This window comes from Rhodoferax ferrireducens (genome assembly GCF_003347515.1).
GTDB lineage: Bacteria > Pseudomonadota > Gammaproteobacteria > Burkholderiales > Burkholderiaceae_C > Rhodoferax.
In genome coordinates, this window is sequence record NZ_QEII01000278.1 from 1 (window position 1) to 19,580 (window position 19,580).

Consider the following 19,580-nt stretch of genomic DNA (forward strand, 5'->3'; position numbering starts at 1 on the left):
AAACAGCAAACAGAAAAAGGACACAAAACATGACACAAGCAACACGCGTGGTTCTGGTCACCGGCGGCATGGGCGGCCTGGGCGAGACGATTTCAACCAAGATGGTCGATGCCGGCTACAAAGTCGCCGTGACCTACTCGCCCGGCAATAGCAAGCACGCCGAATGGGTGGCCCAGATGAAGGCCAACGGCTATGACATCCTGGCCGTGCCCTGCGATGTGACCGACATCGATTTCTGCGCCGGCGCCGTGGCCCAGGTGCAGGCGCAACTCGGCCCGGTCGACGTGCTGGTCAACAACGCCGGCATCACGCGCGACATGACCTTCAAGAAAATGGACAAGGTGAACTGGGACGCGGTGCTGCGCACCAACCTGGACAGCCTGTTCAACATGAGCAAGCAGGTCGCCGACGGCATGGTCGAGCGCAACTGGGGCCGCATCATCAACGTGTCCTCGGTCAACGGCTCCAAGGGCGCGTTCGGCCAGACCAACTATTCGGCCGCCAAGGCCGGCGTGCACGGCTTCACCAAGGCGCTGGCCCTGGAAGTGGCGAAGAAGGGCGTGACCGTCAACACCATCTCGCCCGGCTACATCGGCACCAAGATGGTGACGGCCATTCCGCAGGAGGTGCTGGACTCCAAGATCCTGCCCAACATTCCGGTCGGGCGCCTGGGCAAGCCGGAGGAGGTGGCGGGTTTGATCATCTACCTGGCATCCCAGGAAGCGGCCTTTGTGACCGGGGCCAATATCGCCATCAATGGCGGTCAGCACATGCAATGAGGACAAGACCATGACCAAATCAGGAATCGACCAGGACGCGTTGGTCAGCATGTTTGCGCAAGCCACCGCCCAGCAGGGCGAAACCCTGCGCAAGGCGGTGAGCGAGACCACGCTCAAGGCCTTGCAGGGGCGCGAGTTGACGGTGGAGAACATCCGCAAGGTCTTGAAGACCGTGACCGAGGCCGCCTCCACCGGTGCGGCACAAAACCTGACCGCCGGGCCGGATGTGGCGGACTTGCTGGAAAAGGCCTTTGCCGGCATGGACGCGGCCTTGCTGCAGGCGGTGGAGGCCCAGCGCAAGGCCTTGCAGCAGTTTGTCGAACAGGGCGTGGACCTGAAGGACAAACCGATGAAGAACGCGCTGGACCATCTGCAGAAGATGGAGGACGTCTTTTTCACGACCGTGTCCAAGGCCACGCAGGGCGGCGGCGGCGCACTGCAAGCGCCCTGGCAACAGGTGCTCGACAGCATGAAGATCAAGGGCACGGACACCGGCGCGCAGGCCGGCGTGGCGGTCGAGCAGTTGCTGGTCCAGGCCCAGACGGCCTTGCGCGACGGTCGGGCCAGCGGCTTGCGTGCCGCGCAGACCATGCTCGACAGCTACGCCGCGCTGGCCAGCGGCGTGCTGATCGGCATGTCGGAGAGCGTGCCGCCCGGGACCGCGTCCGCTGCGAGCCGGTCCCGCAAGAAGTGATCCGGGCCTGGCGCGGGCTGCTGGCACCCCTGCGCCGCAGCTCGCCACTGGCGCGCGAGATCGCAGTCGTCCTGCTCGTCAAGACGGTGCTGCTGAGTCTGCTGTTGCATGCGCTGTCAAGCGGCCCGAAGCCGGGCCGTGCGCTCGCCCAGGAGCGGACGGCGCAACAGCTTTTGGGCCTGCCGGCCAACTTGGGGAGACCAGTGGATGAACGTTGATCTGGATGTGGTGAACCTGTCGCGCCTGCAATTCGGCGCGACCGCGATGGTTCACTTTCTGTTCGTGCCCCTCACGCTGGGCCTGTCGTGGCTGCTGGTCATCATGGAATCGGCTTACGTGATGACCGGCAAGGCCATCTACAAGGACATGACGCAGTTCTGGGGCAAGCTGTTCGGCATCAACTTCGCCATGGGCGTCACCACCGGCCTGACGCTGGAGTTTCAGTTTGGCACCAACTGGGCCTATTACTCGCACTATGTGGGCGATGTCTTCGGCGTGCCGCTGGCGATCGAAGGCCTGATGGCTTTCTTCCTGGAGTCAACGTTTGTCGGCCTGTTCTTCTTCGGCTGGGATCGCTTGAGCCGGGTGCAACACCTGGGCGTGACCTTTCTGGTGGCGCTGGGCTCGAATCTGTCGGCGCTGTGGATTCTGATCGCCAATGGCTGGATGCAAAACCCGGTCGGCGCCGAGTTCAACACCGAGACCCTGCGCATGGAGCTGAGCAGCATGGCCGCGCTGATCTTCAACCCGGCGGCGCAGTCCAAGTTCGTGCACACGGTGGCGGCCGGCTACGTCACGGCCGCGATGTTCGTGCTGGGCATCAGTTCGTTTTATCTGCTCCGGGGCCGCGACGTGGCGTTTGCGCTGCGCTCGTTTGCGATTGCCGCTGCCTTCGGCCTGGCCTCGGCGCTGTCGGTGATCGTGCTCGGTGACGAATCGGGCTACACCGCGGGCGAAGTGCAAAAGGTCAAACTCGCGGCGATCGAGGCCGAGTGGGAAACCCAGCCGCCGCCGGCCTCCTTCATGGTGTTCGGCATCCCCAACGAAACCACGGAGCGTTCCGACTATGCCGTGCATGTGCCCTGGGCGCTGGGCCTGATCGCCACCCGTTCGACCGACACGCCGGTGGTCGGCCTGAAGGATTTGCGCCGCGAGGCCGAGGTCCGCATTCGCTCCGGCATGCGGGCCTACGGTGCGCTGCAGGCCATGAAGCGCGGCGACCGCGGTCCGGCGGTGCTGGCGGTGTGGCAGGAGGCCGGCCGCGACCTTGGCTACGGCTTGCTGCTCAAGAAATACACCGCCGCCGTGGTCGACGCCAGCGAGGCGCAGATCCTTCAGGCCAGCGCCGACACCATTCCGCCGGTCGCGCCGCTGTTTTGGGCCTTTCGCGGCATGGTGGGACTGGGCCTGTGGTTTCTGCTGGTGTTCGGCTGCGCCTTCTATTTTCTGGCGCGACGCGATGTGGCGCCGCGCCGCTGGTTGCTGCGCGCCGCGCTGTTCTCGATCCCGTTGCCCTGGGTGGCGGCCGAACTGGGCTGGTATGTGGCCGAAGCCGGCCGCCAGCCCTGGACCATCAGCGGCGTGCTGCCCACCTACCTGAGTGCATCCAGCGGCCTCAGCACCGGCGACTTGCTGCGCAGCCTGGGCGCTTTTCTCGTGTTCTATGCCGTGCTGCTGGCGGTCGAGCTGTTCCTGATGGTCAAGTACGCCCGGCTGGGGCCGAGCAGTCTGGGCCTGGGGCGCTACCATTTCGAGTCACCCTCCAAGTCGCCATCGACCCCGGGAGCGAACCATGCTTGAGATCGAGACCCTGAAACTCGCGTGGTGGCTGATCATCGCGGTGTTGATCATCGGCTTTGTCCTGACCGACGGCTTTGACCTCGGGGCGCTGATCCTGCTGCCCTGGGTTGGCCAGACCGATGACGAGCGCCGCGTGGTGCTCAACGCCGTGGGCGCCACCTGGGAGGGTAACCAGACCTGGCTGGTGACCGCGACGGCGGCCACCTTCGCCGCTTGGCCGCTGGTGTACGCGGTCAGCTTTTCCGGCCTGTATTTCGCGATGCTGCTGGCCTTGTTCGCGCTGTTCCTGCGGCCGGTCGGTTTCGACTACCGCAGCAAGCTGGCCGACACGCGCTGGCGTGCCACCTGGGACTGGGCCTTGTTCGTGGGCGGCCTGGTGCCCACGCTGGTGTTCGGCCTGCTGCTGGGCAACCTGTTTGTCGGCCTGCCGTTCCAGCTGGACGATGATTTCCGCTCGGTCTACCGCGGCGGTTTTCTCGATCTGTTTCATCCATTCGCCGTTCTGGTGGCGCTGGCGGCCACGCTGCTGTGCATGATGCACGGCGGCGCCTACCTGCGCCTGCGCACGCAAGGCGCGCTGGCGCAGCGCATCGAGCGCTGGACGCTGAGCATTGGCGCCGCCCTGGCCGTGCTCTTGCTCGGCTGCGGCGCCTGGCTGGCCAGCAGCCTGCCGGGTCTGCGCATGGCCGGCGGCAGCGGCCTGTCGCCCTTGTCGGCCGCCCTCGCGTCGCAGCTGGTGATGGCGCCGGCGGCCTGGGCCGACCACTACGTCCGCGCGCCCGGCTTGCTGGTGTTACCGGGGGCGTCGCTGCTGGCGATTGCCGCCACGCTGGCCTTGACCGGGGCCCGGCACTCCCGCCTGGCGTTTTGCAGCAGCGCCGGCGCGGTCATCGCCACGCTGTCGTCGGCCGGCGTGGCCTTGTTTCCGTTTGTGCTGCCCTCGTCGCTGGCGCCGGCGGCGAGCCTGACCTTGTGGAACGCGAGCTCCAGTCCCAAGACACTGCAGATCATGCTGTGGGTGGTGCTGCTGTTCGTGCCGCTGATCCTGCTCTATACCGGCTGGGTCTACCGGGTGCTGCGCGGGCCGATCACGGTCGAGCAGGTGCGCAGCGATGGCAAGCGGCTTTACTGAGGAGTGAACACATGTGGTACTTCACCTGGATCCTGGGGCTCGGCCTGGCCCTGGCTTTTGGCCTCATCAACGTGCTGTGGCTGGAAGCGTCCTATGCCTTCGGCGAGCTGGACGAGGCGCACACGCGCGGACGCTTCGAATCGCGCTCGGACCACCAGCCTGCGTCCCCGGTCTCCCCGGTCAAACCCTGATGGTGGCAGCCACGCTTCATGGCACACTGACTCGATGCAATGCACCGAGTAGAGACCCCATGAGCAAAACGACAAAACGGGCCTTGAGCTGGATGGCCGCCATCGCCATCATCACGGCCGCCGCGCTGGCGGGTCATGCCGTCGCCATGCGCAACGGGCTGGAGCGTCTGCGCGATGCCGCCGGACACCGGCTCGACATGGTGGGCGTGGGGCTGGAGAGCGATCTGGCGCGTTACGAATACCTGCCTTCGTTGCTGGAGATGACGCCGGGCGTCTTCGCCCTGCTGGCCGCCCCCGACAACCCGGTTTTGCGCGACGAGGTCAACCGTTACCTGCAGGGTATCAACGCCACGGCTGGTGCGTCCAATCTGTATGTGCTGAACCAGGCCGGTGTTGGCCTGGCCGCCTCCGACTGGAACGATCCGGGCACGCCGGTCGGCACGGACCTGTCGTTTCGGCCCTACGTAAAGGAAGCGCTGGCGCATGGGCGGGGCCGCTTCTATGGCGTCGGCATCACCAGCAAGCGCGCGGGCTACTACCTGTCCTACGCCTTGCGCCATCAGGGCCTGCAGCGCGGCGTGGCGACCGTGAAGGTCAACCTGGAAGAGGCGGAAGCCGCCTGGAAAAAACTCCCCGGCACGGTGCTGCTGGTCGATGAACGCGGCGTGGTGATTCTGTCCTCGCGCGAAGAATGGAAGTTCCGGCCGCTGAGCGCGCTGGCGCCGCCGGTGCTGGCCGATATCGCCAGCACGCGGCCCTACGGCGAGGCCACGCTGGCACCGCTGGACTGGCGCGAGACGCAAGGCCCGCTTGGCGCCCCGGCTCTGGCCAGCGTAGACGGCATCGGCTACCTGAGCTCCGCGCGGCCAGTGCGACAGTCCGGCTGGCGCCTGCTGGTGCTCGACGAGGTGGCGCCGGTACGCGCCGGGGCCCGCTATGCCGCCATCACCGCCGCGCTGGGTACCTCGGTGCTGCTGTTGTTGGCGATGGTGCTGTGGCAGCGCCAGCGCGCTATCCGCCATCAGCTCGCCAGCCGAACCGCGCTGCAGGCCGCACATGACAGCCTGGAGGCCAAGGTCGCGGCGCGCACCACCGAGCTGCGAAGTGCCATCTCCTTGTTGGGCGAGGAAGTCGAGGCGCGCAAGGCGATCGAGGCCGATCTGCGGGCCACGCAAAGCGATCTGGTGCACGCCGGAAAAATGGCCGCGCTGGGCCAGATGTCGGCCGGCGTGGTGCACGAACTCAACCAGCCGCTGGGCGCCTTGCGCACGCTGTCGGACAACGCTTGTGTGCTGCTGGAGCAGGATCGGCTGGACGACGTGCGCGGCAATCTGTTGCGCATCGCGCACCTCGTGGACCGCCTCGGCCGCCTGACCTACCAGCTCAAGGCGTTTGCCCACAAAGCCAGCCCGGTGCGCGTGCCGGTGGCCTTGCAGCAGGTGATCGCCAACGCACAGTTCCTGGTCTCGCAACGTCTGCGCGACAACGGCGTGGAACTGGTGGTACAGGTGCAGCCCGCCGAGCTGGCCGCACTGGGCGACGAAGCGCGGCTGGAGCAGGTGCTGGTCAATCTGCTGGGCAATGCCATCGATGCCATGGCGGCATCCCCGTTGCGGCGTCTGCAGGTGCAGGCCTGCGTGGTCGATCCGGCGCCGGGGCGCTGCCTAATCCGGGTCAGCGACACCGGCCCCGGCATTCGCGCCGACATCCTGGCGCACCTGTTCGAGCCCTTCGTCACCAGCAAGCCGGTCGGCACCGGCCTGGGCCTGGGCCTGATGCTCTCGGCGCACATCGTGCGTGAGTGCGGTGGCAGCCTGCGGGCCTTCAACCGGGACGGCGCGGGCGCCTGCTTTGAAATCGAATTGCCGCTGGCCCATCCACAGGAGACAGAACCCCATGAGTGAGACACAGCCCATCCGGGTGATCTTCGTCGAGGACGACGCCGATGTGCGCCTGGGAAGTACCCAGGCGCTGGAGCTGGCCGGGCTGGCCGTCGACAGCTTTGCCTCGGTGGAGGAAGCGCGTGCGCGCATCCGCGTCGGCGTGCCGGCCGTGGTGCTGAGCGATGTCAAGCTGCCCGGATTGAGCGGCACCGATTGGCTGAACGAGATCCACGCCATCGATGCCGATCTGCCTGTGATCCTGGTCACCGGCCACGGCGACATCGCGATGGCCGTGCAGGCGATGCGCCAAGGCGCCTATGACTTCATCGCGAAGCCTTTTCCGTCGGAGCACCTGGTCGCCGTGGTGCGCCGGGCCGCCGAAAAACGCCATCTCACGCTACAGGTGCAGGCCTTGCGCGACGAACTGGAGAACTGGCATGGCATCCAGGCCGTGCTGCTGGGGCGCTCGGCCCAGATGCAGCAGGTGCGCCGCACCGTGCTGACCCTGGCGGCCACGTCGGCCGACGTGGTGATTTACGGTGAGACCGGCACCGGCAAGGATTTGGTGGCACGCTGCCTGCACGAGCACAGCGAGCGGCGCCGCGCCAACTACGTGCCGCTGAACTGCGGCGGCATGTCCGAGGCGCTGGCAGAGAGCGAACTGTTCGGCCACGAAGTGGGCTCCTTCACCGGCGCCACCCGCGTGCGCATTGGCAAGTTCGAGCATGCCCAGGGCGGCACCTTGTTTCTGGACGAAATCGAGAGCATGCCGATGGCGGTACAGATCAAGTTTTTGCGCGCCTTGCAGGAGCGCAGCATCGAGCGTATCGGCTCGAACAAGGCGATTCCCATCGATTGCCGCGTCATCGCCGCTGCCAAGGAAGATCTCAAAACCCTGAGCGACCGGCAAAAATTCCGCGCCGATTTGTACTACCGCATTGGCGTCGCCTTTGTCGAGCTGCCGCCGCTGCGTGAGCGGCGCGAGGACATTCCGCTGCTGTTCGAGCATTTCATGCTGCTGGCCGCGAGCCGCTACGAACGCGCCGCCCCTTTGCTCAGCAGCTCGCAACTGGCCGAGCTGATGGCCCACAACTGGCCCGGCAATGTGCGCGAGCTGCGCAATGTGGCGGACCGCTTTGTGCTGGGCTTGCTGGGCGACAGCCTGAGCTTAAGCGCTGGCTCGCCGGCCCTGACCAGCAGCCTGCCGGAGCAGGTTGAACACTTTGAGCGCACGCTGATCACGGAAGAACTGCGGCGCCACCACGGCGATGTGGCGCACACCACCAAGGCGCTGGGCCTGCCCAAGCAGACCCTGTACGACAAGCTGCGCCGGCTGCGGATTTCAACGGACGAGTTCAGGCATGACAGTGAACGGCCTGACTAAGGCGCTGGCACTTGCGGTCGCACAAAAGGCGTGACAGTCAATTCCCCTCGCCGGGCGCCATTCGGGCTAAGATATTGACGGCTGTTCCGCAAGCGATGCTGGACGCCAGAGTCCTGCCCAACATCGCCAACAACGGCGGTCAACACATGCAATGAGGAGAACACCATGATCAAGTCAGGAATCGACCAGGACGCGCTGGTCACCATGTTTGCGCAAGCCACCGCCCAGCAGGGCGAGACCTTGCGCAAGGCGGTGAGTGAGGCCACGCTCAAGGCCCTGCAGGGGCGCGAGTTGACCGTCGAAAACATCCGCAAGGTGTTGAAAACCGTGACCGAGGCCGCCTCCACCGGTGCCGCACAGAACCCGACGGCCGGGCCCGATGTAGCGGACCTGCTGGAAAAGGCCTTTGCCGGCATGGACGCCGCCTTGCTGCAGGCGGTGGAGGCCCAGCGCAAGGCCTTGCAGCAGTTTGTCGAGCAGGGCGTGGACCTGAAGGACAAGCCGATGAAAAGCGCGCTGGACCATCTGGAGAAGATGGAGGACGTCTTTTTCACGACCGTGTCCAAGGCCAGCCAGGGCGGCGGCGGCGCACTGCAAGCGCCATGGCAGCAGGTGCTCGACAGCATGAAGATCAAAGGCACGGACACCGGCGCGCAGGCCGGCGTGGCGGTCGAGCAGCTGCTGGTCCAGGCCCAGACGGCCTTGCGCGATGGTCGGGCCAGCGGCTTGCGTGCCGCGCAGACCATGCTCGACAGCTACGCCGCGCTGGTCAGCGGCGTGCTGATCGGCATGTCCGAAGGCGTGCAATCCGGCGCGGCGCCCGGTGCCGGCAAGTCGCGCAAGAAGTGAACGGGGGACACAGCGACAGGAGTTGACTGGTGCGGCTGAGGCCTCGTGGTGCAGCCACGAACCAGGCGGCATCTGCCGTCTCCGCCGCTTTAGCCCAGCAGCTCCACTAACCGCGCCAACGCGTGCCGCACGGTCGCCGCCCGCACTTGCGCCCGGTCGCCGTCAAAGTGGCATTTCTCGGTCACCACCTGCCCCGGCACGGCGAAGCCGAACCAGACCGTGCCGACCGGCTTGGCCGGGCTGCCGCCGGTGGGGCCGGCGACGCCGGTGACGGCCACGGCCACCTGAGCGTGCGAATGCGCCAGGGCGCCTTCCACCATGGCGCGCGCCACACCTTCACAGACGGCGCCGGCGCGGCGTAGCAAGCGCTCTTCAACGCCCAGCAACTCGGTTTTGGCGTCGTTGGAGTAGGTGACAAAACCGCGGTCAAACCAGTTGCTGGAGCCGGCCAAGTCAGTGCAGGCGGCTGAAATCATGCCGCCGGTGCAGCTTTCGGCGGTGACCAGCTTCAAACCTTTTATTTGGAGTAAATCAGCCACTAGCCCGCACAGGTAGGGTGTAAATAGCTCTTCTTTTGATAGTGATTGAGTCATAAATAAAACCTCCAGGCAGCGATCGCCAGCAGGGCGCAAGCCGCCGCCACCAGATCGTCCAGCATGATGCCAAAGCCGGCCTTGCGCCAGGCTGCGGGGTCGGTGGCGGTATCGACGTCATGAAACAGCGCGTCCGCCCAACCCACCGGGCCGGGCTTGACCGCATCAAAGAAACGGAACAGGGCGAAGGCCACCAACTGGCCTAACCAGCCCGCAGGTGTGACCAGCCACAGCACCAGCCAGAAGGCGGCGATCTCGTCCCACACCACGCTGCCCGGGTCGAGCACGCGCATGTTTCTGGCTGTGACGGTGCTGGCCCACCAGCCCAGGGGCAGCGACAAGGTAATCAGCACGGCCCAGCGCATGTCGTTCATCCACGGCTGCAGCGCCACAAACGCCAGCCAGGCCCATAAAGTGCCGGCCGTGCCGGGCGCCACCGGGCTTAAGCCCGAGCCGAAACCCATGGCGATGAAGTGCGCCGGGTGCGACAGCATGAAGCGGGCGCTGGGCCGCACCGGGTCGGATGGCGTGGGGTGGTTTGTCACCCGGTTATCAGGAAAAGACTCGTTATCAAGCATGGCGCGATTATCGTGGCGCAGGGCCTGGCGCTTGTGTCATCTTCGCCAGCCACCCAGCCCAGTAATCGATGCAGGCGCGGATCTTGGGCAGGCGGTGGCGTTCCTGCAGCATCACGGCATAAATCGGCACGCGCGGGCTGGCGAAGTGGTCTGGCAGCAGCGACACCAAGGCACCCCGGACGACTAGCGGGCGCGCCAGCAGGTCCATCAGGCGGCCAATGCCGACCCCTTGCTCCACCAGGCTCATCATCACGGCCGAGTTGTCGGTGCGGGTGTGTCCGGCCACCACCAGTTCACTGCTGCCCTTGGGGGGCGGGCTGGCATGGAAGGGCCAGCGATTGAGCAGCGGATTGGCGCTGTTGGCGAGCAGGTGATGCTGCGCCAGCTCGTCCGGGTGCTGCGGTGTGCCGTAGCGGGCCAGGTAGGCGGGCGCCGCATACAGCGAGCGGCTGTAGTCGCCGATCTGGCGCGCCACCAGCGTCTCGCTGTTGGGCGTGCCGGTGCGAATGGCGATGTCGATGCCCTCGCGCGCCATGTCGGCCATGCGGTCGTCGGCGGCGATGTCGATGTGCAGTTGCGGGTATTGCTGGTAGAGCCCGTTCAGGCTGGGCGCAATCACCATCTGCGCCAGCAAGGGGCTCATGCTCACCCGCACCCAGCCGCTCGGGCCGGTCAGCTTGCCGGTCAGCTCGCTGCCGAGTTCCGCCGTGGTGTCCAGCAGGCGCCGGCCGTAGGCCAGAAATGTGTCGCCCTCGTCGGTCAGGCTCAGGCCATGGGTGCTGCGGTGCAGCAGGCGCACGCCGCAAGCCGCTTCCAGCCGCGCCAGCGAACGCGTGACCTGGCTGACAGTCACGTCGCGTTCGCGGGCGGCGGCCGAGAGGGTGCCCAGTTCGGCGATGCGGGCGAACAGGGCGACGTCATCGAGTTGGAGTTGCATGGCGGCAATTGTGGTCTGGTATTGCAGTTAATGCAAAACCAATTTGGTTTTTAAGTGGTTTCCGAGCATTGGTTTATTCAATAAAGTTCAAACCATCTTGAATCATCCTTAACCCACCGGAGCCCACCATGTTCACAACCCTTCTCGATGTCACTGCGCAGGCCCGCCTGCACGACCTGGCCAAAGCCGAGGCCCAGCGCCTGCGCGGCGAAGCCATGCAACATGTCGGCGGCGAAGCCGTGGACGATTTCTGGCGTGGGGCCGACGCCGTCTGGCAGCGCAGCCTGCAGACCGGCCAGGCTGTGTCCGAGCGAAGTGCGGCGCGCCTGAAGGCCCGGCTGGCACGCCACGGGCGCGAACGCAGTACCAGCACCTCTGCCCACAAGCCAACAACACCATCAGGAGCCTGAGCATGCCGACCCTGCAACTCAAAGTCTCGCCCCTGCAAAACCCCTCGCACTACCGCGCGCTGGCGGGCGCACTCACCCGGCTGACGGCCTTGCATCTGGGCAAACGCCCGGAGGTCACGGCCGTGATGATTGACGATGTGCCGGCCGCCCGCTGGCACATCGGCGGCAGCGATGTGACCGGGCCGACGGCGTTCCTGGAGATCAGCATCACCGCCGGCACCAACACGGCGCAGGAAAAAGAAGCCTTCATTGCCGCCGCGTTCGAGGAACTGCAGCACCAGCTGGGCCGCGGCCAGCCGTTGGCCCTCGCCAGTTACGTCATCGTGCGCGAGGTACCCGCCACCGACTGGGGTTACGGCGGCCAGACCCAGGCGGCGCGCCGGCAAACCCGCGCGCCAGTGGCGGCTTAAGGGGGCTCAGCGGCCCGCGCGCCCTTCGAGTTTGGCTTTCAGAAAACCGCCCGTGCCGTAGCGGGTCACGCGGCTGTAATAGCGCTGCGTCAGCCGCTGCACCATGGCGGAGTAAGCATCCGTCAGCGCGGGCGCAATGTTGAAGCCGTCGTAGTTCACCACCACCGCCACCCGCTCGCCCTGTGATGCCAGGGGTGCCAGCAGTTGCGTGACCTGCGCTTCAACGGCCGCAATGTCGTCAGCACTGTCGATCGAGAGCCCCTCAAAGTTGATGAACAACAGACGGTGTTCGCGGTCCAGCTCCAGGCGCTGGGCCAGGGGCGTCGCCAGCAGGCGTTCGCGCAGGCCCATGGTCTCGGGGGCAAACAGCACGGCGTCCATGCTCTTCAGGTGCGGACTGATCAGCGGCAGAAAGTCCATGTGCAGCAACACATCGCGTTGCAAGTCCACCCCGGGGGCGAGTTCGATCAACTCCAGCGCGGGTTCCTCGGGGGTGCCCGCCAGCCGGAACACGCAGCGCTCAGTCACGTACAAGACCTGCTGACCGCGCGCCCGCGCCACCCGGCCGCTGAAGGTGCGGTGTTCCACCTGCTGCACAAACTTGCGCTGCGTGCCTTCGCTGCGAATCTGCAGGCGGCCGTTGTCGACCTCCACCTGCAAATCGCCGGCCGTGAAAGTGCCGACAAAAACCACGGTTTTGGCGTTCTGGCTGATGTTGATAAAGCCGCCGGCCCCCGCCAGCCGGGCACCAAATTTGCTGACGTTGAGGTTGCCCTGCGCATCGGCCTGTGCCAGTCCCAAAAATGCAATGTCCAGTCCACCGCCATCGTAAAAGTCAAACTGGCTGGGTTGGTCGATGATGGCCTGGGTGTTGACCGCGGCGCCAAAGCTCAGGCCACCGGCCGGTATGCCGCCGATCACGCCGGGCTCGGTGCTCAGGGTCAGCAGGTCGATCACTTTTTCTTCAGCGGCCACCGAGGCCACGCCCTCGGGCATGCCAATGCCCAGGTTGACCACGCTATTGGCTTTGAGCTCCAAGGCGGCGCGCCGGGCAATCACCTTGCGCGCGGTCAGCGCCATCGACGGCAGCGAATCCATGGGGATGCGGATCTCGCCCGAGTAAGCCGGGTTGTAGGCCTCCGAGAAGGTTTGCATGTGGTGTGCCGGGTCGGTGGCAATCACCACCGCGTCGACCAGCACGCCGGGCACTTTCACATGGCGCGGGTTCAGGGTGCCGCGCTCGGCCAGGCGCTCCACTTGCGCGATGACGATGCCGCCGCTGTTGTGCGCCGCCATGGCAATGGCCAGGGCTTCCAGGGTCAGGGCTTCGCGCTCCATGGTCAGGTTGCCATCGGGATCGGCCGTGGTGGCGCGGATGATGCCGACGGTGATCGGAAAGGCCTTGTAGAACAGGTAATCCTTGCCGTCGATCTTGATGCGGCGCACCAGGTCTTCGGTGGTGCATTGGTTGACTTTGCCGCCGCCGTGAATCGGGTCGACAAACGTGTCCAGGCCGACATGGGTCAGGGTGCCGGGTTTGCCGGCGGCAATGTCCCGGAACAGATGCGCCAGCACGCCTTGGGGCAGGTTGTAGGCCTCGATCTTGTTGTTCACGGCCAGCTCTTGCAGCGCCGGCACCAGGCCCCAGTGGCCACCGATGACGCGGCGCAACAGCCCGGCGTGGCCCAGGTGGTTCAGGCCGCGGGTTTTGCCGTCGCCTTGGCCCGCGGCATAGACCAGGGTCAGGTCGCGCGGGGCGCCCTGGCCGGTCTCCGTCTGGGTTTGCAGAAAACGCGCTTCCAGCGCCACCGCGATTTCTTCGGCGAAACCAATGCCGACAAAGCCGCCGGTGGCCACGGTGTCGCCATCGTGGATCAGGCGCACGGCCTCGGCCGCGCTGACCACCTTGTTGCGTCGCATACCGGTCGGTTGCGGATCGTTGAAATGCGTGTGCATGCGGTGGACCTTCAAATGGCGAGTTTTGTCGCGCCAAGGATAGCCGACAAGCCGCGCGCCCGACAGGCTTTTTCAGACCAATTCAAAGCCTGTCTAAGCCCGTGCCAGGAATTCCTGCAAGAGGTCCAGCGACTGGTTGCCATCCTTGATGGTGCCCATGTCCCGCACCATCTGGTCGCGCCGGGCGGCTGTGGGAAAGAGCATGAACAGGCTCAGATACGTCTTGTCCCCGTGCTCGGCAAAGCTGACGGTGCTGCGGAAGTGGATGGGGCCGTCCGGCACGTCATCGCAGTGCTCGTACACCAGGCGTTCCGGTGCCAACACCGCGTCGTACACCAGTTTATGGCGGTAAATCGTGGCGTCCGGCCCCTGCAGGGTGAAGCGCCATACGCCACCTTCGCGCACGTCCATCGACGCGCTGGTGGTGCGAAAGCCGCGTGGCCCCCACCACTGCACCACCTGCGCCGGATCAGTCCAGGCGGCAAAGACGCGTTCGCGGGGCGCATCGATGAGGCGGTTGACCAGGATGTGCCGGTCGGCCGCGCCCGATTCATGGACCACGAGCGTGTCGAGCCGCTCCAGGCTTTGCGACCAGCCGTCCAGCATGCCCATTTTCAGCAGGGCGTCACGGATGGCGGCGGATTCAAAACGCGTGCGAATGCTCAATTGGGTCGCTTCGCCCAGGTTATCGAAGGTGGCGGTCAGCGTCATCACGCCAGCCGGGTTGTCGTCGCCCGGCGCCCGGTTGGCGCGCACCAGGTCATGCCACGCCGGCGGGTGCTCCGTGCAGTCCATGGTCATCACCAGGCGTTCGATCGGCTTCACTTCTCGGAACTCGCCGGTGAGGGAAAAGTCCACGCCGTCGGCACTGCGCATCACCACGCGGTAGGCGCCGCCCACGCGCACATCCATGTCGCACTGCGGGATGTCAAAGCCGTGCGGACCCCACCAGCGCTTCAGGTGGTTCGGTTCGGTCCAGGCTTGCCACACCAGTGCACGCGCGGCGTGCAGCAGGCGGGAAATGGCAAATTCGTCGGCGGCGACAGGCCGCAGGGTGCTGGTATCCATGGTCAGGCCTCCTGTGTCAGTTGGGGCAGAGTGACTGAACTCATTAAAGTGAGGGAGAAGCAAGTTTTCAAGTCTGTTTTTCTGACACCCTGCAGCCCGCCTGACATCCTCCAGCCCGTCGCTGGTGAAGCGCACGGGCTGGTCCGTTGCTACCATTTGGCTTCCTTATCTTTCCCGGTTCAGCTTCGGAGGTTGTCGGCATGAATCATGTTCGATATCTCCGCGTTTGTGCAAGGCTTCGCCCTCGGGCTTGGCATGTTTGTGTGCCCTGGACCTAAAGACGTCCTGATTCTGCGGCAAGCCTTGTTTCAACGACCTGCAACTGAACTGCTGGCCGTGGGTGTGCTCAGCGACGCGCTTCTGATTGGCTTGGGAATGGCCGGCGCCTCCGCAGCGCTGGGTCGTGCCCCGGCGCTGCAGACCGCCGCCTTATGGCTGGGTGTTGCCCTGATGGTTGGACACGGTCTGCTGGCCGCAAGGCGGGCTTTCGTCGGCGCAGCAGGTGTCTCGTGGCTCGCCCATCAAGACGCCGTCATGACCCGGGGGAGGAGCCTTGCTGCGCTGCTGACAGTTTCGCTCCTCAACCCGGTGGCGTGGTTGGACACCGTGCTGGTGATAGGAACGTATGGCGCTGCCTTGCCCGGAGCGAAACAGATGAGCTTTGCATTCGGCGCGACCTCGGCCTCATTCATGTGGTTTCTCGCGCTGGTGACGGGTGCACGCAGCGCCCAGAGACTGATGACCGAACCCAAGGCCTGGCAGGCTCTGGATGCGTTTGTAGCGGCCGCCATGATGGGTCTGGCGGCTTATGTTGTGAGTGGCTTGCGCTGACGGCGTATTTCTTACAGCGCTTCATGCCGGGGCGGCGGCACATAGGCGGACCGGGCCTCGCGAACCAGTTCATGGTTTTGCTCGGCCCACTGGAGCAGCTTTCGCATCGGCTCCAGGAAGGAATGCCCCAGCGGCGTCAGCGCGTAATCCACGCGCGGGGGGATGGTGGCAAAGGCGGTGCGCGACACCAGGCCGTCCTGCTCCAGCCGGCGTAGCGTTTGCGACAGCATGCGCTGCGAGATGTCGCCAATCTCGTTCTTGAGGGCACTGAAGCGCAGGCGCTCATGGTCGCCCAGCGTGAACAGGATCAGCATGCTCCAGCGGTCGCCCATGCGCTCCAGCACATCGCGAATCGGGCAGCGCTCGGCCCAGTCGACTTTCGATTTATGCACCGTCATGCCGGCTCCTTGGGGGGTGGTTACGTGCGTGATACCAGGTGACTTTTGAAACCCTGCTTGAATTTCAAGTTCAAGTCAGTACCATTACATCAGCAACGCTAAATAGAAAAGTTGGTTCCAAATATATACCAATTGAACGTGCTGGCTTTGCATCCTGGCGAAGCCTGTTTTTAACCCTGTAGTTTCAACGTCAAAGGAAATCCCTCATGTCCGACACCTTGCTCGTCACCGGCGCCTCTGGCCACCTGGGCCGCCGCGTCATCCATCACCTGCTGCAAACCCTGAAGGTGCCCGCCGGCCGCATCATCGCCACCACCCGCAAGCCCGAGACCCTGGCCGATCTGGCCGCCTTGGGTGTTGTGGTGCGCCAAGCCGACTTCGACGACAGTGCTTCGCTGGCGCAGGCGTTCGAGGGCGCGCAGTGCCTGTTGCTGGTCAGCACCGACGCGCTCGACCGTCCGGGGCGCCGCCTTGAACAGCACCAGGCTGCCGTGGCCGCGGCAGTCAAGGCCGGGGTCAAGCATGTGGTCTATACCTCCATGCCCCAACCTGAGCCAGGCTCGCCGATTCCGTTCGCGCCTGACCACTTTGGCACCGAGCAGGCATTGGCCGCCAGCGCGCTGACCTGGACGGTGTTGCGCAACTGCTGGTACATGGAAAACCTGCAGATGAATTTGCCGCAAGTGCTGGCCGGCGGCCACTGGTACACCGCGGCCGGCGAGGGCAAGATTGCCCATATCTCGCGCGACGATTGCGCCCACGCGGCGGCGCTGGCACTGGCCTCTGCCGCCACGGACAAGGTGACTTACAACCTGACAGGCGCCGCAGCCTACAGCACAGCCGAGATCGCCGCGCTGGCCAGCGACGTGTTCGGCAAGCCGATCGCGGTGGTCCAGGTGTCGCCGGAAGCTTTGGCGCAAGGCATGACCGCTGCCGGTGTTTCGCCCATTTTTGTTCCCTTGCTCGTGGCATTCGACGTGAACACCGCCGCCGGTAACGTGAGCGCGGTCAGTGGCGACTTCACCAAGCTGACCGGTCGCGCCCCGCGGGCGCTGCGCGACTTCCTGGTAGAAAACCGGGCCGCTTTTTTGTGACCGGCGCACCTTAAATTCAGCACACTGCGCGCACCATCACTCGTTCGCAGTTGCGCGTGATGTTGTTGAACCCGCGCATCGGCTCGCCCACGAGTTCAAAGCGCTTGACTCGCTTGGCCAGCGCCTTGAACACCGCATGGCCTTCCAGCCGTGCCAGGCCCTGGCCGGCGCAACCGTGGTTGCCCAGACCGAAGGCCAAATGGTCGAGCGGGCGGCGGGTGATATCGAAACGTTCGGGATAGGGAAAGTGCCGTTCGTCGCGGTTGGCCGAGGCGTAGCTGATGAGGGCGCGCTGGCCCACCTGAATCACGGCGCCCTCTCCCAAATCCACATCGCGGGTCGCCACGCGAGAGAAGTGCTGAATGGGACTTTCCATGCGCAGGATTTCGTTGAATGCTGCAGCGGCCAGGGTTTCATCCGCACGCAACAAGTCCCACTGTTCCGGGTTTTGCGCGAACAGCATGACGCCGCTGGTCATGGCGCTTATGGTGGTGTCGAAGGCCGCCACCACATAGCCGACCAACAGGCCAATAGCTGCTTCACGCGGAATGTCGCCTCGCTTGGCCGCATCGGCAATGGTCGAGCCGAAGCCGCCCGGCACCAGCGTGCCAGCGTCATAAATACCGCTGACGAACTGCATCAGGGCGTCCAACTGGGGCAGCGCTCCGCGCATGCGGTCATTGTCCGGGCCACAGGCGTTGAAGCTGCCGTTGGCCAATTCCAGCAAGCCGCCACGCACCGCTTCGGGCCAGCCAATCAAGTCCATGATGACGTTGACCGGAAGGTCTTGCGCCACGTCCTTGACGGCGTCGAAGGTCTGCATTTGCACGATGCGCTCAGCCAGTTCTTCGGCCCGTTGCGTGATGGTGGCATCCAGCGGTTTGAGCTGGCGCGGTCCCAGGCGATCCATGAAAAGTTTGCGCTGCTCGGTGTGCACCGGCGGGTCGGTGCAAATGAGCGCGCTGGCCCAGGCCTCGTTGATGACCGGATTCAGCCCAATGCCCTGCGCCGAGGACCAGGTCTGCCAGTCACCCAAAGCCGTGCGCGCTTCCTCATAGCGGCCGATGAACCAGAGACCTTGCTGACTTAAATACGCCGCCGGACCCAGGTCTCGAAGCTGTCTGAACAAGGCGTAGGGATGATGCAAGGCGCCATCGCTGAACAAGTCAATGTCGCTGATCAGATGCTTGAGGGGAGTGCTCATGGTTTGTTTCCTGGTGGGTTGGGGTTGTGGGGCGTCATGCCGCAAGGCGGCGTAATTTGATGGCGGGCAGTTTGTGGTTGAGGGCGGCGAACGTGCTGCCGTGTGGGCCCTGCCAACGCAGCAGCCCCTGGTCAAGATTGCCCTCGATCACTTCTGGCGTGCCCTGCGGTGGCAGCATCCCGGCCAGCTTGACCGCCAGGCCAAAGGCGGCGGTCCAGCCATAAGGGGCACAGTGGTAAGGCTGGGCGGCATCGCCCTGCACCAGCGTCGCCGCTGCCGCACGGGCCTGCTCGACGGCGTGGGTCCAAAACGGCATGCGCCGTGGCGCCGCCCCTGGCACGGGACTGAACAGCGCCACATCGCCTGCGGCCACGATGTCGGGTGCCGCCCGGCAATAGGCATCCACCGCCACGCCCGCCGGACCGCCCAGGCCACTGCCGGCCAGCCATTCCACATTGGGCTGGCAGCCGATGGCGGTGATCACCACATCGGCCTCCAGGCGGCGGCCGTCGTCCCAGGCCACGCCTGTGAGCCGACCCCGCGTCACCAGCGGCCGCCCCGGCTCCTTGATCCGGTGCAACACGACCCCGTGAGCCTGCGCCGCCTGTGCAAAACGCCGGGCCAAAAACGGCCCCAGACTGTCCACCACGGGTTCACGTCGGCACAGCAGACTCACTTCGCAGCCTAACTCGCGGCAGACGGAAGCCACCTCCATGCCGATAAAGCCCGCACCGATGACCAGCACCCGCGTGCCGCTTTGCAGCAGCCGCTGACGCAGTGCCAAGGCGTCATCCAGCCCGCGTACATGCCATTCCCGCACCTGGCCTTGCGGCACGAAACGCCGGGCGCGGGCGCCGCTGGCAATGACCAGCCGGTCATAAGGGATACGTTCGCCGTCGGCCAGAAGCACCGTGCGGGTGGCCCGATCCAGCGCAACAGCCGCCCCCTGGCGCAGCACCAAATCCGCTGGCAAGGGCGGCAGCATCAAGGCTTGCGGCGCCACTTTTCCCAGCAACAGGTCCTTGGACAAAGGGGGGCGGCTGTAGGGCGCGTGCGCTTCGTCGCCCACTAAAGTGATTTCACCGGCATCGCCCATAGCGCGCAAGGTGGTGGCGGCTGTCACGCCCGCCAGGGAGGCACCGACAATCACGGTGCGCAAGCCCTGGCTCATGGCTGGGCTGCGCACAGGCGCAAGGCGGCGACCGGGCAAGCGCGCACGGCGGACTCGGCCTGGGTGCGGTCGGCCTCGGTCAGTTCGAGCTTGAGCAGCACGACCTGACCGTCGTCATCGAGTCGAATCAGGGTGGGCGCGGCATCGGCGCAAAAGCCGAATCCGTCGCAACGGGTGGTATCCAGTTCAAAGTGCATATCGTCTCCTTTGACGTATCG

Annotated in this window: 21 protein-coding genes; 12 read left to right on the forward strand and 9 right to left on the reverse strand. The window is 65.4% G+C overall.

Going from position 1 to position 19,580, the window contains the following annotated elements:
- Positions 1 to 29: 29 nt before the first annotated feature.
- From phbB to C5P05_RS15745, 8 genes are all read left to right on the forward strand, one after another.
- Positions 30 to 779, forward strand: a complete 750-nt coding sequence (gene phbB / locus C5P05_RS15705; protein ID WP_114970791.1) for an acetoacetyl-CoA reductase — start codon at positions 30 to 32, stop codon at positions 777 to 779.
- A 10-nt stretch (positions 780 to 789) separates the two neighbouring features.
- Complete coding sequence (locus C5P05_RS15710; protein ID WP_114970834.1) at positions 790 to 1,473, forward strand: DUF6781 family protein; 684 nt, start codon at positions 790 to 792, stop codon at positions 1,471 to 1,473.
- A gap of 207 nt (positions 1,474 to 1,680) precedes the next feature.
- Positions 1,681 to 3,273: a cytochrome ubiquinol oxidase subunit I gene (locus C5P05_RS15720; RefSeq protein WP_114970793.1), complete on the forward strand. Its 1,593-nt coding sequence runs from the start codon at positions 1,681 to 1,683 to the stop codon at positions 3,271 to 3,273.
- Positions 3,266 to 4,405, forward strand: coding sequence for a cytochrome d ubiquinol oxidase subunit II (gene cydB, locus C5P05_RS15725; protein WP_114970794.1), 1,140 nt, complete (start codon positions 3,266 to 3,268; stop codon positions 4,403 to 4,405). The genes C5P05_RS15720 and cydB overlap by 8 nt, the downstream gene beginning before the upstream one ends.
- Before the next feature lie 11 nt (positions 4,406 to 4,416).
- Positions 4,417 to 4,596: a cytochrome bd-I oxidase subunit CydX gene (gene cydX, locus C5P05_RS15730; RefSeq protein WP_114970795.1), complete on the forward strand. Its 180-nt coding sequence runs from the start codon at positions 4,417 to 4,419 to the stop codon at positions 4,594 to 4,596.
- A gap of 59 nt (positions 4,597 to 4,655) precedes the next feature.
- The gene (locus C5P05_RS15735; RefSeq protein WP_114970796.1) at positions 4,656 to 6,500 is read left to right on the forward strand and encodes a sensor histidine kinase; all 1,845 of its coding nucleotides are present in this window, start codon (positions 4,656 to 4,658) and stop codon (positions 6,498 to 6,500) included.
- On the forward strand, positions 6,493 to 7,863 hold the full coding sequence (locus tag C5P05_RS15740) for a sigma-54-dependent transcriptional regulator (protein ID WP_114970797.1): 1,371 nt from the start codon (positions 6,493 to 6,495) through the stop codon (positions 7,861 to 7,863). The genes C5P05_RS15735 and C5P05_RS15740 overlap by 8 nt, the downstream gene beginning before the upstream one ends.
- Positions 7,864 to 8,028: 165 nt before the next feature.
- A complete protein-coding gene (locus tag C5P05_RS15745; protein WP_114970798.1) occupies positions 8,029 to 8,712 on the forward strand; it encodes a DUF6781 family protein in 684 nt (227 codons plus the stop codon).
- A gap of 89 nt (positions 8,713 to 8,801) precedes the next feature.
- Here C5P05_RS15745 and C5P05_RS15750 read toward each other — a convergent pair whose 3' ends face one another.
- From C5P05_RS15750 to C5P05_RS15760, 3 genes are read right to left on the reverse strand one after another with little or no spacing between them, the layout of a single operon-like run.
- Positions 8,802 to 9,305, reverse strand: coding sequence for a CinA family protein (locus tag C5P05_RS15750; RefSeq protein WP_114970799.1), 504 nt, complete (start codon positions 9,303 to 9,305; stop codon positions 8,802 to 8,804).
- The gene (locus C5P05_RS15755) at positions 9,302 to 9,883 is read right to left on the reverse strand and encodes a phosphatidylglycerophosphatase A (protein WP_114970800.1); all 582 of its coding nucleotides are present in this window, start codon (positions 9,881 to 9,883) and stop codon (positions 9,302 to 9,304) included. Before C5P05_RS15755 ends, C5P05_RS15750 begins: the two co-directional genes overlap by 4 nt.
- A 7-nt stretch (positions 9,884 to 9,890) precedes the next feature.
- Positions 9,891 to 10,820, reverse strand: coding sequence for a LysR family transcriptional regulator (locus C5P05_RS15760; protein WP_114970801.1), 930 nt, complete (start codon positions 10,818 to 10,820; stop codon positions 9,891 to 9,893).
- A gap of 128 nt (positions 10,821 to 10,948) precedes the next feature.
- Between C5P05_RS15760 and C5P05_RS15765 the strand changes: the two genes are divergently transcribed.
- Both C5P05_RS15765 and C5P05_RS15770 read left to right on the forward strand, forming a co-directional pair.
- Positions 10,949 to 11,230 carry a hypothetical protein gene (locus C5P05_RS15765; protein ID WP_114970802.1) on the forward strand — a complete coding sequence of 94 codons (282 nt, stop codon included), beginning with the start codon at positions 10,949 to 10,951 and terminating at the stop codon, positions 11,228 to 11,230.
- A gap of 2 nt (positions 11,231 to 11,232) precedes the next feature.
- The gene (locus C5P05_RS15770) at positions 11,233 to 11,640 is read left to right on the forward strand and encodes a tautomerase family protein (protein WP_114970803.1); all 408 of its coding nucleotides are present in this window, start codon (positions 11,233 to 11,235) and stop codon (positions 11,638 to 11,640) included.
- A gap of 6 nt (positions 11,641 to 11,646) precedes the next feature.
- Here the strand turns inward: C5P05_RS15770 and C5P05_RS15775 are convergent, their stop codons facing one another.
- Both C5P05_RS15775 and C5P05_RS15780 read right to left on the reverse strand, forming a co-directional pair.
- Positions 11,647 to 13,596: an acyl CoA:acetate/3-ketoacid CoA transferase gene (locus C5P05_RS15775; protein ID WP_114970804.1), complete on the reverse strand. Its 1,950-nt coding sequence runs from the start codon at positions 13,594 to 13,596 to the stop codon at positions 11,647 to 11,649.
- A gap of 93 nt (positions 13,597 to 13,689) precedes the next feature.
- Positions 13,690 to 14,664, reverse strand: a complete 975-nt coding sequence (locus tag C5P05_RS15780) for an SRPBCC domain-containing protein (RefSeq protein WP_198674742.1) — start codon at positions 14,662 to 14,664, stop codon at positions 13,690 to 13,692.
- 207 nt (positions 14,665 to 14,871) lie between these two features.
- Here C5P05_RS15780 and C5P05_RS15785 point away from each other — a divergent pair, with 207 nt between their 5' ends.
- The gene (locus C5P05_RS15785; protein ID WP_114970806.1) at positions 14,872 to 15,495 is read left to right on the forward strand and encodes a LysE/ArgO family amino acid transporter; all 624 of its coding nucleotides are present in this window, start codon (positions 14,872 to 14,874) and stop codon (positions 15,493 to 15,495) included.
- Positions 15,496 to 15,506: 11 nt separating this feature from the next.
- Here the strand turns inward: C5P05_RS15785 and C5P05_RS15790 are convergent, their stop codons facing one another.
- Positions 15,507 to 15,893, reverse strand: coding sequence for a winged helix-turn-helix transcriptional regulator (locus tag C5P05_RS15790; RefSeq protein ID WP_114970807.1), 387 nt, complete (start codon positions 15,891 to 15,893; stop codon positions 15,507 to 15,509).
- A 206-nt stretch (positions 15,894 to 16,099) separates the two neighbouring features.
- Between C5P05_RS15790 and C5P05_RS15795 the strand changes: the two genes are divergently transcribed.
- Positions 16,100 to 16,987 carry an SDR family oxidoreductase gene (locus tag C5P05_RS15795; protein WP_114970808.1) on the forward strand — a complete coding sequence of 296 codons (888 nt, stop codon included), beginning with the start codon at positions 16,100 to 16,102 and terminating at the stop codon, positions 16,985 to 16,987.
- 16 nt (positions 16,988 to 17,003) lie between these two features.
- Here C5P05_RS15795 and C5P05_RS15800 read toward each other — a convergent pair whose 3' ends face one another.
- From C5P05_RS15800 to C5P05_RS15810, 3 genes are read right to left on the reverse strand one after another with little or no spacing between them, the layout of a single operon-like run.
- Entirely contained in the window at positions 17,004 to 18,191 is a 1,188-nt protein-coding gene (locus C5P05_RS15800; protein WP_114970809.1) for a cytochrome P450, read from the reverse strand.
- Between the two features lie 34 nt (positions 18,192 to 18,225).
- Positions 18,226 to 19,362 carry an NAD(P)/FAD-dependent oxidoreductase gene (locus C5P05_RS15805; RefSeq protein WP_114970810.1) on the reverse strand — a complete coding sequence of 379 codons (1,137 nt, stop codon included), beginning with the start codon at positions 19,360 to 19,362 and terminating at the stop codon, positions 18,226 to 18,228.
- The gene (locus tag C5P05_RS15810) at positions 19,359 to 19,559 is read right to left on the reverse strand and encodes a ferredoxin (RefSeq protein ID WP_114970811.1); all 201 of its coding nucleotides are present in this window, start codon (positions 19,557 to 19,559) and stop codon (positions 19,359 to 19,361) included. Before C5P05_RS15810 ends, C5P05_RS15805 begins: the two co-directional genes overlap by 4 nt.
- Between the last annotated feature and the right edge of the window lie 21 nt (positions 19,560 to 19,580).

Coding starts and splice junctions, on each gene's coding strand:
- C5P05_RS15735 (WP_114970796.1), top strand. CDS start 4,656: ATGAGCAAAACGACAAAACGGGCCTTGAGCTGGATGGCCGCCATCGCC.
- C5P05_RS15720 (WP_114970793.1), top strand. CDS start 1,681: ATGAACGTTGATCTGGATGTGGTGAACCTGTCGCGCCTGCAATTCGGC.
- C5P05_RS15810 (WP_114970811.1), bottom strand. CDS start 19,559: ATGCACTTTGAACTGGATACCACCCGTTGCGACGGATTCGGCTTTTGC.
- C5P05_RS15770 (WP_114970803.1), top strand. CDS start 11,233: ATGCCGACCCTGCAACTCAAAGTCTCGCCCCTGCAAAACCCCTCGCAC.
- C5P05_RS15755 (WP_114970800.1), bottom strand. CDS start 9,883: ATGCTTGATAACGAGTCTTTTCCTGATAACCGGGTGACAAACCACCCC.
- cydB (WP_114970794.1), top strand. CDS start 3,266: ATGCTTGAGATCGAGACCCTGAAACTCGCGTGGTGGCTGATCATCGCG.
- C5P05_RS15800 (WP_114970809.1), bottom strand. CDS start 18,191: ATGAGCACTCCCCTCAAGCATCTGATCAGCGACATTGACTTGTTCAGC.
- C5P05_RS15765 (WP_114970802.1), top strand. CDS start 10,949: ATGTTCACAACCCTTCTCGATGTCACTGCGCAGGCCCGCCTGCACGAC.
- C5P05_RS15750 (WP_114970799.1), bottom strand. CDS start 9,305: ATGACTCAATCACTATCAAAAGAAGAGCTATTTACACCCTACCTGTGC.
- cydX (WP_114970795.1), top strand. CDS start 4,417: ATGTGGTACTTCACCTGGATCCTGGGGCTCGGCCTGGCCCTGGCTTTT.
- C5P05_RS15795 (WP_114970808.1), top strand. CDS start 16,100: ATGTCCGACACCTTGCTCGTCACCGGCGCCTCTGGCCACCTGGGCCGC.
- C5P05_RS15745 (WP_114970798.1), top strand. CDS start 8,029: ATGATCAAGTCAGGAATCGACCAGGACGCGCTGGTCACCATGTTTGCG.
- C5P05_RS15785 (WP_114970806.1), top strand. CDS start 14,872: ATGTTCGATATCTCCGCGTTTGTGCAAGGCTTCGCCCTCGGGCTTGGC.
- C5P05_RS15790 (WP_114970807.1), bottom strand. CDS start 15,893: ATGACGGTGCATAAATCGAAAGTCGACTGGGCCGAGCGCTGCCCGATT.
- C5P05_RS15710 (WP_114970834.1), top strand. CDS start 790: ATGACCAAATCAGGAATCGACCAGGACGCGTTGGTCAGCATGTTTGCG.
- C5P05_RS15760 (WP_114970801.1), bottom strand. CDS start 10,820: ATGCAACTCCAACTCGATGACGTCGCCCTGTTCGCCCGCATCGCCGAA.
- phbB (WP_114970791.1), top strand. CDS start 30: ATGACACAAGCAACACGCGTGGTTCTGGTCACCGGCGGCATGGGCGGC.
- C5P05_RS15780 (WP_198674742.1), bottom strand. CDS start 14,664: ATGGATACCAGCACCCTGCGGCCTGTCGCCGCCGACGAATTTGCCATT.
- C5P05_RS15740 (WP_114970797.1), top strand. CDS start 6,493: ATGAGTGAGACACAGCCCATCCGGGTGATCTTCGTCGAGGACGACGCC.
- C5P05_RS15805 (WP_114970810.1), bottom strand. CDS start 19,362: ATGAGCCAGGGCTTGCGCACCGTGATTGTCGGTGCCTCCCTGGCGGGC.
- C5P05_RS15775 (WP_114970804.1), bottom strand. CDS start 13,596: ATGCACACGCATTTCAACGATCCGCAACCGACCGGTATGCGACGCAAC.